The sequence below is a fragment of the Vreelandella janggokensis genome (assembly GCF_031451615.1).
Lineage (GTDB): Bacteria > Pseudomonadota > Gammaproteobacteria > Pseudomonadales > Halomonadaceae > Vreelandella > Vreelandella janggokensis.
On record NZ_JARWAJ010000001.1, the window covers coordinates 960,870 to 972,832 of the forward strand.

At 54.6% G+C, this 11,963-nt stretch carries 14 protein-coding genes; 10 read left to right on the forward strand and 4 right to left on the reverse strand.

Annotation, left to right across the window (positions count from 1 at the left end):
- The first annotated feature begins 9 nt into the window (after positions 1–9).
- Entirely contained in the window at positions 10–1,329 is a 1,320-nt protein-coding gene (gene hisD / locus QC816_RS04360) for a histidinol dehydrogenase (protein WP_309781149.1), read from the forward strand.
- 28 nt (positions 1,330–1,357) lie between these two features.
- On the opposite strand, the gene QC816_RS04365 is transcribed toward hisD, so the two are convergent.
- A complete protein-coding gene (locus QC816_RS04365; protein WP_309781150.1) occupies positions 1,358–2,632 on the reverse strand; it encodes a S1C family serine protease in 1,275 nt (424 codons plus the stop codon).
- 139 nt (positions 2,633–2,771) lie between these two features.
- On the opposite strand from QC816_RS04365, the gene QC816_RS04370 reads away from it, so the two are divergent.
- On the forward strand, positions 2,772–3,533 hold the full coding sequence (locus tag QC816_RS04370) for a Nif3-like dinuclear metal center hexameric protein (protein ID WP_085917996.1): 762 nt from the start codon (positions 2,772–2,774) through the stop codon (positions 3,531–3,533).
- A 51-nt stretch (positions 3,534–3,584) separates the two neighbouring features.
- On the opposite strand, the gene QC816_RS04375 is transcribed toward QC816_RS04370, so the two are convergent.
- The gene (locus tag QC816_RS04375; protein WP_268901483.1) at positions 3,585–4,037 is read right to left on the reverse strand and encodes a Z-ring associated ZapG family protein; all 453 of its coding nucleotides are present in this window, start codon (positions 4,035–4,037) and stop codon (positions 3,585–3,587) included.
- Positions 4,038–4,229: 192 nt separating this feature from the next.
- Here QC816_RS04375 and zapE point away from each other — a divergent pair, with 192 nt between their 5' ends.
- The 8 genes from zapE (at position 4,230) to QC816_RS04415 (ending at position 10,651) form a co-directional block, all read left to right on the forward strand.
- Positions 4,230–5,408 carry a cell division protein ZapE gene (zapE, locus tag QC816_RS04380; protein ID WP_085917998.1) on the forward strand — a complete coding sequence of 393 codons (1,179 nt, stop codon included), beginning with the start codon at positions 4,230–4,232 and terminating at the stop codon, positions 5,406–5,408.
- A gap of 265 nt (positions 5,409–5,673) precedes the next feature.
- Positions 5,674–6,102, forward strand: coding sequence for a 50S ribosomal protein L13 (gene rplM / locus QC816_RS04385; RefSeq protein ID WP_085917999.1), 429 nt, complete (start codon positions 5,674–5,676; stop codon positions 6,100–6,102).
- A gap of 13 nt (positions 6,103–6,115) precedes the next feature.
- Positions 6,116–6,505 carry a 30S ribosomal protein S9 gene (gene rpsI, locus QC816_RS04390; protein WP_066321105.1) on the forward strand — a complete coding sequence of 130 codons (390 nt, stop codon included), beginning with the start codon at positions 6,116–6,118 and terminating at the stop codon, positions 6,503–6,505.
- Positions 6,506–6,710: 205 nt separating this feature from the next.
- Entirely contained in the window at positions 6,711–7,310 is a 600-nt protein-coding gene (petA, locus tag QC816_RS04395) for a ubiquinol-cytochrome c reductase iron-sulfur subunit (protein WP_085918000.1), read from the forward strand.
- Positions 7,310–8,569, forward strand: coding sequence for a cytochrome b (locus QC816_RS04400; protein WP_085918001.1), 1,260 nt, complete (start codon positions 7,310–7,312; stop codon positions 8,567–8,569). The genes petA and QC816_RS04400 overlap by 1 nt, the downstream gene beginning before the upstream one ends.
- Positions 8,569–9,318 carry a cytochrome c1 gene (locus QC816_RS04405; RefSeq protein ID WP_309781152.1) on the forward strand — a complete coding sequence of 250 codons (750 nt, stop codon included), beginning with the start codon at positions 8,569–8,571 and terminating at the stop codon, positions 9,316–9,318. The genes QC816_RS04400 and QC816_RS04405 overlap by 1 nt, the downstream gene beginning before the upstream one ends.
- 146 nt (positions 9,319–9,464) lie before the next feature.
- Positions 9,465–10,091, forward strand: a complete 627-nt coding sequence (gene sspA, locus QC816_RS04410; RefSeq protein WP_309781153.1) for a stringent starvation protein SspA — start codon at positions 9,465–9,467, stop codon at positions 10,089–10,091.
- Positions 10,092–10,144: 53 nt separating this feature from the next.
- On the forward strand, positions 10,145–10,651 hold the full coding sequence (locus QC816_RS04415) for a ClpXP protease specificity-enhancing factor (RefSeq protein WP_309781155.1): 507 nt from the start codon (positions 10,145–10,147) through the stop codon (positions 10,649–10,651).
- An 88-nt stretch (positions 10,652–10,739) separates the two neighbouring features.
- Here the strand turns inward: QC816_RS04415 and QC816_RS04420 are convergent, their stop codons facing one another.
- Complete coding sequence (locus QC816_RS04420) at positions 10,740–11,324, reverse strand: BON domain-containing protein (RefSeq protein WP_309781158.1); 585 nt, start codon at positions 11,322–11,324, stop codon at positions 10,740–10,742.
- A 34-nt stretch (positions 11,325–11,358) separates the two neighbouring features.
- Positions 11,359–11,946: a phosphoheptose isomerase gene (locus QC816_RS04425; RefSeq protein ID WP_066321086.1), complete on the reverse strand. Its 588-nt coding sequence runs from the start codon at positions 11,944–11,946 to the stop codon at positions 11,359–11,361.
- Positions 11,947–11,963: the final 17 nt, after the last annotated feature.

Here is an 11,963-nt window from a genome sequence, read left to right on the forward strand (position 1 = left end):
GAGGTTGCTATGAACGAGAACGCTACAGTGACGATAGCACGGCTCAACACTGCCGATGAGGCGTTTGCCGGACAACTGGACGCGTTGCTGGATTGGGAGGGCGTGTCAGACAGTGCTGTTCAGGCGCGCGTGAATGACATTCTCGCCAACGTGAAGCGTCATGGTGATGCGGCAGTCATCGAAGCCACCAATCGCTTTGATCGCGTCTCGGTTACCCAAATGGATGAGCTTCGTCTGACGGCTGAGCAATTGCGTCAGGCCTTTGAGTCGCTGCCCGCTGAGCAGCGTGATGCCTTGGCGAGGGCTGCCGAGCGAATTCGGCGTTATCACGAGCATCAGAAACCGACCTCCTGGCAATACGAAGAACCTGACGGAACGGTGCTTGGCCAGCAAGTGACGGCCATCGACCGCGCGGGGATTTACGTACCTGGCGGCAAGGCGGCCTATCCCTCATCAGTTCTGATGAATGCGATTCCCGCTCATGTGGCGGGAGTGCAAGAGATCATCATGGTGGTTCCCACCCCCGATGGTGTACTCAACGATCTTGTGCTGGCGGCAGCGCACGTGGCCGGTGTGGACCAGGTGTTTACCATTGGCGGAGCCCAGGCCATTGCCGCCCTGGCCTACGGAACAGAAAGCGTCCCCAGGGTGGATAAGATCGTCGGGCCGGGCAATATCTATGTGGCCACGGCCAAGCGGGCCGTATTCGGTCAGGTGGGTATCGACATGATTGCTGGTCCCTCTGAAATCATGGTGGTGTCGGATGGACTGACCGACCCTGATTGGCTGGCGATGGACTTGTTTTCCCAGGCGGAGCACGATGAAGATGCTCAAGCCATCCTGGTGAGTTGGAACGCTCAGCATCTGGCGGATGTAGAAGCCGCTATAGAACGTCTGCTTCCGACCCTGGAGCGGGCCGATATCGTCCGTAAGTCATTGCGTCGACGCGGCGCGCTGGTTCACTGCCGCGATGCGGAGGAGGCCGTCACGCTGATCAACCGGGTTGCCCCCGAGCACCTTGAGCTTTCAGTGGAAACGCCAGATGCGTGGCTCGCGGGTATTCGTCATGCGGGCGCGATCTTCATGGGGCGTTACACGGCAGAGGCGCTGGGTGATTATTGTGCGGGGCCGAATCATGTGCTGCCCACCTCGGGTACCGCGCGCTTCTCATCACCGCTGGGCGTCTACGATTTTCAAAAGCGCTCGTCGCTGATTCACTGCTCGGCCGAGGGGGCGTCAGCGCTGGGTGAGGTCGCCTCAGTATTGGCACGCGGTGAATCGTTGACCGCTCACGCGCGATCCGCTGAATATCGAATCAAACCGTCTTGATGGGGTGAAAAGGCGGCCACTCAGTCCGTCAGGGCTGGGTTGGTTCGCCTTCATCATTGTCACTTCGGCGGGTTCCGTCGGGTTGTGGAAGTGTCGAAGGAATGGGGCGCTCACCAACATTCAGCGTCATCTCCATGCGTTCACCGTCGCGGACAATCGTCAGCGGTAGCTCGGTGCCTGGCTTGATCGAGGCAATATCGCTCATGGTGGCGCGCGCATCGAGAATAGGTTGGCCATCGACTGATAGCAGGACATCGCCAGGCAATAATCCCGCCTTCTCTGCGGGCCCTCCATCCACAACGCCAGCGACAATCACCCCTTGAGGCGTGCGTAGGCCGAAAGAGGCGGCAAGCTCTCTGGATAGTGCCTGCGCCTCAATCCCCAGCCAGCCACGGATGACTCGCCCCTGGGTAACCAACTCGTCCAGAATGCTATGGGCAAGGTTGGCTGGAATGGCAAACCCGATACCCTGAGACCCCCCCGAGCGCGAAAAGATGGCCGTATTGATGCCCACCAGCGCGCCTTCCGGGTTGACCAGCGCCCCACCCGAGTTCCCCGGGTTAATGGCTGCGTCGGTCTGAATGAAATCTTCATAGGCGTTCAGGCCCAGATGGGTACGCCCGGTGGCGCTGATAATCCCCATTGTCACCGTCTGTCCAACGCCAAAGGGGTTGCCGATGGCCAGAGCGACATCGCCAACGGCAACATCCGTTGAATTGCTCAGCTCAATAACGGGCAGGTTTTCCAGGTCGATTTTAAGCACGGCGAGGTCACTTTCAGGGTCAGTGCCAATCACTTCAGCGAGTACTTCGCGGCCATCGCGCAGCGCTACCTGGATTTCGTCGGCACCGTTGATGACATGGTGATTGGTGAGCACATAGCCTTCGTCACTGACGATAACGCCTGACCCCAGGCTCGACAGCATACGTTGATGGGTAGTGGCGTCATCGCCGTTGAAAAACTGCTGAAAGAACGGGTCTGACATCAGTGGGTGTTCGTCGCGTTCGACGATGCGAGATGAGTAGACGTTGACCACGGCAGGCGCCGCCTGGTTGACTGCAGCGGCGTAGCTGGCAGGGCCCTGGTTGCGGTTCAGGGGCGCCGCTCGCCGGACTTCAGGTGCCGGTCGGTCTGTGTCGGTCTCTTTATCTGCCGTGGTGACCAGAGAGGGCGTGTCTGCGGTTTGGGGGGCTGAAGGCTGAAAGGGCAGCGGGAAGCGCTCAGGAAACGCAAACATAATGACCGCTGCCAGCAAAAAGCCTGTGATGATGGGCCATATATAAGGCAGCACAAAGCGTTTCATTGAGGTTTCCTTTGGCGATCGTCGAGGGGTAGATAATAGCGCTGACGAGTCGTCAGTTTTACACTAGACGTTATCTTATAAATGATAACATTTTATTGGCTTGTATCTCATGGATGCCAGCAGATACTTAGGAGCAACGGTGATTCAACGCGATATATTAGTAGCAGCCTGTGACCATCAGCTTCGCGCTTCGCAGTTTAAAGACTTTACAATTAACGGCCTTCAGGTGGCAGGTCGTGATCGAGTAGCCCGTGTCATGACCGGCGTGACGGCCTGCCAGTCCTTGCTTGACGAAGCAGTGAGCTGGCAGGCTGATATGTTGATTGTTCACCATGGCTATTTTTGGAAGAACGAGCCGGTCGCCATTACGGGCATGAAGCAAAGACGAATCAAAACCTTGCTCGATCATGAGATAAACCTGCTGGCCTATCATCTACCCCTTGATGCCCACAGCGAGATGGGCAACAACGCTGAGCTGGCCAGGCAGCTTGGCTGGAAAGTTGAAGGTTGCCTGGATGGGGAGCTGGGTGAAGGTTTGCTTTGGTCTGGGCGCGTTGCCAAGCCACTGAGTGCGACCGCGCTTGCCGGGCAAATAAGCCAGACCTTGCAGCGAGAACCACTGCTCATTGAAGCGCCGGGTGTAGGTGACATAGAGCGCATCGCCTGGTGCACGGGTGGGGCGCAGGATATGATCAGTGCCGCTTTTGAAGGCGGTGCGCAGGCATTTGTTTCCGGAGAAATTTCAGAGCGAACGACGCATCTTGCCAGAGAAATGGGGATCCATTATCTGGCGGCAGGCCATCATGCCACTGAACGTTATGGTGTTCAGGCATTAGGGGAATGGTTGGCTGATGAATATGGTGTTGAGCACCGATTTGTCGATATTGATAATCCAGCTTGATGACGTTGACCCTCGGCAATGCTGCCGGGGGTCAACTCACACTGGAAGCGCTCAGTAACGTGGCGGTGTTGCCGTGTCGTCGCGAGCCTCTTTATCCTTGAGGCCGAAATGTTCGGATAACGTGCCGTTCTGGCCATCGGCGTAGTCGCGAGGCGTCGCGGGTGCACTCAACGTATCAGTGGGCTCGTTTACAGGGCGAAGGTCAGTCAACTCGGCAGGGCGATGTGTTAGCTGGTCTAGTTGCCACTGGCCCGCGTCGTCTTGCAGCTTTTTTTCCAGCTCGTCGGTTTCCTGGCGGATCGTTGCCAGCGATTCATGCACACTGGACAGTTGATGGCTGACGCCATTCTTGAGTGACGCCACCTGATGTTCACGTTCCAATAGTGTTTGGCGAAGTGAAGCAAGTTGACGCTGGCTTTTGCTGAGTAACCGGTAGCATCCTGCGCCGATTATCAAGCCGATCACAAGGCCTATTGCTGCATAGGTTAATGGCTCGCTTTCCACATTTATCTCCCTTGATGCCTGTCGCTGCTGGTTATACAGCGCATGAAACAGTCGATTGCTATTATAGGCGCCTTGATGATGGTTGGGTCAATGCTCATGCGTTGGTGAGCCTAACCACGTATACTTGTTGCCTTTATTTATGTTGTGTCGGTTTTCAGTAATCCTAGGCGGAAATAACAGGAGAGTTAAACGATGAGGGCAACGTCGGACGGTGGTGGGCCAGCGCCGAATACGGCGACGCCGATGGGGCGTTATCGTGCAGACCTTAAGCGAGAGGGGTTTGAGTACGACCCGGCCCAGGAAGCGGCAGTGGCGCATTTGCAGCGTTTATACGATGCATTGCTGTCAACCCCGACGACGGTGCCGAAAACGGTCCTTGCCAATAAAGGGCTTAAGGCCAAGGTGGCGGGGTTGATAGGTAAAAAAACGTCCGCTCAAGAGCCGGTGACGCCGAGCGTTCAGGGACTTTATTTCTGGGGAGGTGTGGGTCGCGGCAAAACGTACCTGGTGGATACTTTCTACGAATCGCTGCCGTTTGCCGATAAAATGCGCACCCATTTCCATCGCTTCATGCAGCGTGTGCATAACGAGCTCACCCATTACAAAGGGGAAAAGAACCCGCTGACATTGGTGGCGAGCAAATTTGCGAGTGAGGCGAGGGTGATTTGCTTTGACGAGTTCTTCGTCAAGGATATCACCGACGCCATGATCCTGGCGAACCTACTTGAAGCCCTCTTTGAAAGAGGTGTCGTCCTCGTGGCAACGTCGAATATCGTGCCTGACGACCTGTATAAAGACGGTCTTCAACGCGCCCGGTTCCTGCCTGCTATCGATTTGCTCAATCGCCATTGTCAGGTAGTGAATGTTGACTCGGGTGTTGATTACCGACTGCGCGCTCTGGAGCGCGCAGAAATCTTTCACTCGCCGCTCGACGACGCCGCCGAAAAAGAGCTGGCACGCAGTTTTCGCGAAATTGCGGGGCACGCTGGGGAGGAAGACGCTCCGCTTGAAATTAATCAGCGTGTGCTGACGACTCGCCGGCTGCACGATGACATCGCCTGGTTTGAGTTTGCGGCGCTTTGCGATGGACCGCGTAGCCAAAATGACTATATCGAGCTGGCACGCGAGTTTCACACGATTATCGTTTCTAATGTCCCTGCTATGCGCGGCGCAGATGACGATCTGGCAAGGCGCTTTATCAATATGGTGGATGAGTTCTATGACCGGGGCGTCAAGGTCTTGATGTCGGCAGAGGTGCCGGTGGAGTCGCTCTACCAAGGTGGAAAGCTGACGTTTGAATACCAGCGAACGCTCTCTCGGCTGCAGGAGATGCAGTCCCATGAATATTTGGCGCTGCCGCACAAGCCCTAGCGGCATAAAGTATAGCCATATAAAACTCGGTCGTAGAAACTTGGTCGTAGAAACTTGGCTGTATGAACCATGACCACATAAAAAGATAAATCCAGAAAAGTCTCGGTGAATACCTATAAAGGCTTAACTTGACGGATGGCTTGCTGTAGAATGCGGCCTCGCTACACGTTGTGGGTCAAGATCCCGCAACCAAAAAAAATAGGGATGGTGCAACGCCGCATTGCGGTGTGTCGTACCCAACACATTTTAACTGGTGATTTCATCCATGAAGACGTTCAGTGCTAAGCCGCAGTCCGTCCAGCGCGATTGGTACGTTGTCGACGCAACGGACAAGACGCTCGGCCGTCTGGCTACCGAAATTGCTCGCCGCTTGCGCGGTAAGCACAAGCCCGAATTTACCCCTCACGTTGATACCGGCGATTACATCGTGGTGATCAACGCTGAAAAAGTCCAAGTGACCGGCAACAAGGCGAAGGACAAGACCTATTACCGCCATACTGGTTACCCGGGCGGTCTACGCTCCATGACGTTCGATAAAATGATCGACCATGCGCCCGAGCGTATTATTGAGTCTGCCGTGAAAGGCATGCTGCCCAAAGGCCCGCTTGGCCGTGCCATGTACACCAAGTTGAAAGTGTACGCTGGTGCCGAGCATCCGCATGCTGCCCAACAGCCGCTTGAACTGAACATCTGAGGAAATCTCCGCCATGACACAGCAGTATTACGGTACCGGGCGCCGCAAGACTTCCACCGCCCGAGTCTTTATGAAGCCGGGTTCCGGCAAAATTACCGTCAACAACCGTGAACTCGACAATTACTTCGGTCGTGTAACTGGTCGTATGGTTGTGCGTCAGCCGCTAGAACTGACCGAAACCCTCAACCAGTTCGACGTTTACGTCACGGTTGAAGGCGGTGGTGGTTCAGCACAAGCCGGTGCCATTCGCCACGGTATTACCCGTGCGCTGATGAATTATAACGAAGACCTGCGTCCTGCACTGCGCGCCGCGGGTTATGTGACGCGCGATGCACGTCAGGTAGAGCGTAAGAAAGTCGGCCTGCGTAAAGCACGTCGTCGTCCGCAGTTCTCCAAGCGTTAATCGGACGCTCAAATACTGTGGAAAAAGCCCAGGCCATTGGCCTGGGCTTTTTTTTGCTATAACAATCATCCGTCAAGGTGTACGTTGATTAAGCGTGCCTGGCGAACTGCACGCTGGTTAAACTACTTTATACATAGACATTAAATAACAACAGTCATTCTTGCGGAACGTTAAGCGTTGCGTGAGGAAAAAGTGGGGGCCGGATATGGCAAATAACGGCGTTAACAAGGGGCGGCGGCGTTTCCTTGTAGGCGCGACGACGGTTGTCGGCGCAGTAGGAGCGGTTGGGGTTGCAATCCCGTTCGTGTCAGCTTGGCAGCCGAGTGCAAGAGCCCGTGCGGCAGGGGCGCCTGTTAAGGCCGATGTTTCGAAACTGGCTCCCGGGCAGCGTATGACGGTCGAATGGAGAGGGCGACCCGTCTGGATTATCAACCGAACGCCCGAAATGATCGAGCGCACGGAATCCTTTGCCACTGACCGCCTCGCTGACCCTGAATCTCAAGCGTCTCTGCAACCTTCCTATATTGCCGGTCAAATGCGCTCCATACGCCCGGAAATCGGTGTCCTGATTGGTATCTGCACGCATCTGGGTTGTTCGCCCGTCTATCGTCCCGAGCCTGATGCAGCGGGCGTTGGCGTCGAGGATTGGCCTGGTGGCTTCTTTTGTCCCTGTCATGGCTCACGGTTTGATTTGGCGGGACGAGTGTTCAGCAATGTACCGGCGCCGACCAATCTGGAAGTGCCCCCCTATCGTTTCGAAGGCGATAACATCATTGTTGTCGGTGAAGATGAGGAGACGGCCTGATGGGTAATTCGAATAAAACCAAAGCGCCCCGAGGCCTGATGCGCTGGATTGACGCCCGCTTTCCGGCAACGCAGTTCTTTCAGGACCATCTATCGCACTATTACGCGCCGAAAAATTTTAACTTTTGGTATTTTTTCGGTTCACTCGCGCTATTGGTTCTCGTCAATCAGATTCTGACCGGGATCTGGCTTACCATGAGCTTCAACCCCAGTGCGGAAGGCGCTTTTGACTCCATTGAATATATTATGCGCGATGTGGAGTGGGGCTGGCTTATCCGTTATATGCATACCACGGGGGCATCAGCCTTCTTTGTGGTGATCTATCTGCATATGTTTCGGGGATTGCTATATGGCTCCTACAAAGCCCCCCGAGAGCTGGTGTGGATTTTCGGCATGGCCATTTATTTGACCCTGATGGCCGAGGCCTTCATGGGGTATCTGCTGCCTTGGGGGCAAATGTCGTACTGGGGTGCGCAGGTCATTATTTCACTGTTCTCTGCCATTCCCTTTATTGGTCCGGATCTGGCGCAGTGGGTGCGTGGCGACTACCTGATTTCAGGCATCACGCTGAATCGCTTTTTTGCCTTGCATGTGGTCGCGTTGCCGATTGTGATTCTCGCGTTGGTGGTGCTGCACATTGTGGCACTCCACGAAGTGGGTTCAAACAACCCGGACGGCATTGATATCAAGCAGAAGAAAGATGAAGCCGGTAATCCGCGGGATGGTATCCCTTTTCATCCTTATTACACGGTTAAGGATCTGGTTGGCGTTGCCGTTTTTCTGTTTGTGTTCTGCATTGTGGTTTTCTATTTCCCGGAAGGGGGTGGGTATTTCATTGAAACACCCAACTTTGAACCGGCGAATCCGTTACAAACCCCCGACCACATCGCGCCCGTGTGGTATTTCACGCCCTTTTACGCGATTTTGCGTGCCATTACCTTCTCGATTTTCGGTTTGGAGGCTAAGTTTTTAGGGGTGATGTGCATGGGGGCGGCCATTGCCGTGATGTTTGTGCTGCCGTGGCTGGATCGTAGCCCTGTGCGTTCGATCCGCTATAAAGGCTGGATATCCAAGCTGATGTTAGCGTTGTTTGCGGCAAGCTTTGTGACGCTGGGTGTTCTAGGTGTAATGCCTTCAACAGGGGGGCGAACACTATTGGCCCAAGTCTGTACGGCGATCTATTTCGCTTATTTCTTGTTGATGCCGATCTATACGCGGTTGGAAAGAACAAAACCCGTTCCGGAAAGGGTGACAGGCTAATGAAAAAACAACTGATCGCGCTCATTGCTGTTCTGGTGCCTATGACCACAATGGCTGCCGGTGGCGCAGGTGTCCCGCACTCCATGGAGCCGGATCTGCAGAATCAGGCGTCGTTGCAAAATGGCATGAAGCTCTACGTTAACTATTGTATGGGGTGCCACTCGCTTGAGTATCAGCGATTTTCGCGCGCCGCTGAGGATTTGGATATTCCACGGGACATTATTGAGGACAATGTCATCTTTTCCTCCGAAATGGCGTTCAACGATCAAATGGAAACGTCAATGAGCGAGGAAGACGGTGAGACCTGGTTTGGTGCGCCGCCCCCTGACCTGACACTGTCAGCTAGGCTGCACGGCACTGATTGGTTGTATTCCTATCTACTCAGTTTCTATCAGGATCCGAGCCGTCCTACCGGGGTTAATAATGCGGTATTCGAGCTGGTCGCCATGCCCAATGTGCTGGAGCCGCTTCAGGGTGTACAGGAAAAGGTATGTCCTGAAGCAGATGCATCAGAAGGTGCCTCCGGCAGCGAAACTGGCTGTAATACGTTGGAAATTACTCGTCAGGGCGAGCTCTCGCCAGAGGAGTTTGAAGAGGCGGTTTATGACCTCACAAACTTTCTTGCCTATGTGGGAGAGCCCTCGAAGCTTCAGGCGCAGGCGTTAGCGCCGAAGGTGCTCATCTTTTTGTTTATCTTTGCCGTCATTGCCTATCTCCTCAAGCGCGAATATTGGCGCGATATTCATTGAGGCGCTGATTCAGGGCAATCCCGGGCGCACGGTCAAGTCGTGCGCCTTTTTCGTGTTAGCCTTTAACGTAATGCATGGCGTTGCCTTCCCCAAAGGTGGGGTGGACGTGTTATTATTCAAGATTGATTCGTTGCGAGGATGGTTTCATGGGAGTTGTGGCCAAACGGTCGTCGATGATTTTTTATTCAGGTAATGATGATCATTTCAGTCATCGTGTCCGCATTGTGTTGGCTGAGAAGGGGGTGGCTGTCGACGTCGTCGATGTCTCCGACGAGAATGTCCCTGACGAGCTCGCCGACCTGAACCCCTACAATAGCGTTCCTACGCTGCTTGATCGTGATCTGGTGCTTTACGAGTCGAAGGTCATGATGGAATACCTGGATGAGCGTTTTCCGCATCCACCACTCTTGCCTGTCTACCCCGTGGCACGTGCGCAGAGCCGCCTTTGGATGCATCGCATCGAACGCGAGTGGTGCCCGATGGTCGAACAAATCACCAGCGGTGGAAAAAAAGAAGCCGAAAAAGCACGTAAAGAGCTGCGCGAGAGCCTGATCGGCATTTCACCTATTTTTGAAGACATGCCGCATTTCATGAGTGACGAATTCACTCTGGTGGACTGCTGTCTGGCGCCGATACTATGGCGTTTGCCGGCACTGAATATTGAGTTGCCGGAAAAACAGGTAAAGCCGCTATTAAACTATATGTCGCGGGTGTTCGAGCGAGACGCATTTAAAGCCGCATTGAATGAGCGTGAAAAAGAGATGCGTGCCTGAACCCACTCAGGCCTCGCCTGGCGGGGCCTTCTCTCTGGGAGGAGCGAGACGAGATGAAATCGAGCCGTCCTTATATTGCCCGAGCGCTTTACGAGTGGTTGTTGGACAACGAACTCACGCCGCACCTGGTGGTGGATGCCACTCAGTCTGGTGTTGAAGTGCCGCGTCAATTTGTGCAAAACGGCCAAATCGTACTCAATGTTGCGCCTACAGCGGTTCGCGACCTGTTTATGGAAAACCAGGCCATTGGTTTTAATGCGCGCTTCGGTGGGCAGCCCATGCAGGTGATGATTCCAACGCCGGCACTCATCGCGATTTATGCCCGGGAAAACGGCGCTGGTATGGTGTTCGGTCACGAGCCGGAATTAACTCCGCTCGAGGGCGAGGAAGAGGCGAAAGACGAAGCCACTCCGCCAAGCAAGCCAACATTGGCGGCGACCGAATCAACCGGTGAGGCGGATTCTTCCTCTGAGGAAATGCCAACGAAAACGTCGGAATCAGACAGTGAATCAAAGGATAAGCCCGGCAAGAAAAAACCATCGCTCCGGGTGGTGAAGTAACGCGATAGACTTCCTTTGAAGTCTTCCTAAATGAAAAAGCCTCGCTGTTTTGAACAGCGAGGCTTTTTCATTTATTTTTCGCGTCGGGTCAGTCGATATACTCGAAGACTTTTACAATCCGCTGGACGCCGGCCACGTTGGAAGCCGTATTGACGATGCGGTCCGCTTCTTCACGCGTCACCATTCCCATGATGTAAACGCTGGCGTTTTCCGTCGTGACCTTGAGCTTTGAAGAGTCAATGCGGTTATTGGTCGCCAGCTGAGCGATAACATTGCTGGTTAGCCAGGTGTCGGTCAAGCGTTGGGTGCTGGGTAGGCGGGCCGACACCGTGAGCTCGTTGTGTACGTCATTGACACCACGTAAGTCAGCGGTGACGTTTCCGGCCATCTCGCGCAATTCTTCGCTGGGCACTTGGCCTACCAGCAGCACGACGCCATTGAAGCTATGGGGGCGAATGCGAGCGTCACCCAGCCGTCCGTCAGCTCGGTCCAGCGCACGCCCGACTTCTCGTTCAATTGTTTCGTCAATGGCAACGACATCTTCGCCACGTTGACCGTAATTTGAAGCATCGACAGCGGTATTGGTCGCGCAACCTGCGAGCAGAATACTGGCACCCAGGGTGGCGGCCATTAACAAACGAGAAAAACGTGAGGCTGAGAGGTTTGGTGTCATTGATAGGTTCCTTTTCATTTTCGGCAGGGCGGGGTTAGCCGCCGAATAGTTGCTCATCGATTAAGTCGCAAAGGCAGTGGATGACCAACAAGTGCACTTCCTGGATGCGTGCCGTGGAGGTCGCCGGCACACGAATTTCGCAGTCATCCTGACCCAGTAGCGATGCCATGTCACCGCCATCCCGGCCGGTTAACGCCACGACTGTCATGTCACGGTCGTGAGCGGCTTGTATAGCCTGCACAATATTAGCCGAATTGCCACTTGTCGAAATGGCCAGGAGTATGTCGCCCGGTTGACCTAACGCCCTGATCTGCTTAGAAAATACTTCATTATACGTATAGTCGTTGGCGATCGAGGTTAGCGTGGAGGTATCCGTGGTTAACGCCAGTGCCGGTAAGCTCGGCCGCTCGCGCTCAAAGCGGTTGAGCAACTCTGACGAGAAATGTTGGCTATCTCCCGCGCTGCCGCCGTTTCCGCAGGCAAGAATTTTGCCTTCGCTTACCAAGCATTGCACCATCATCTGACTGGCGACCTCAATAAAAGGCGGCAGCACTTCGCTGGCGTAGGTTTTGGTATCAATGCTGGCGTTGAAGTGGTCCAGTATGCGTGGTTGAAAGTCCATTAGGGCTTCCTGGTTGT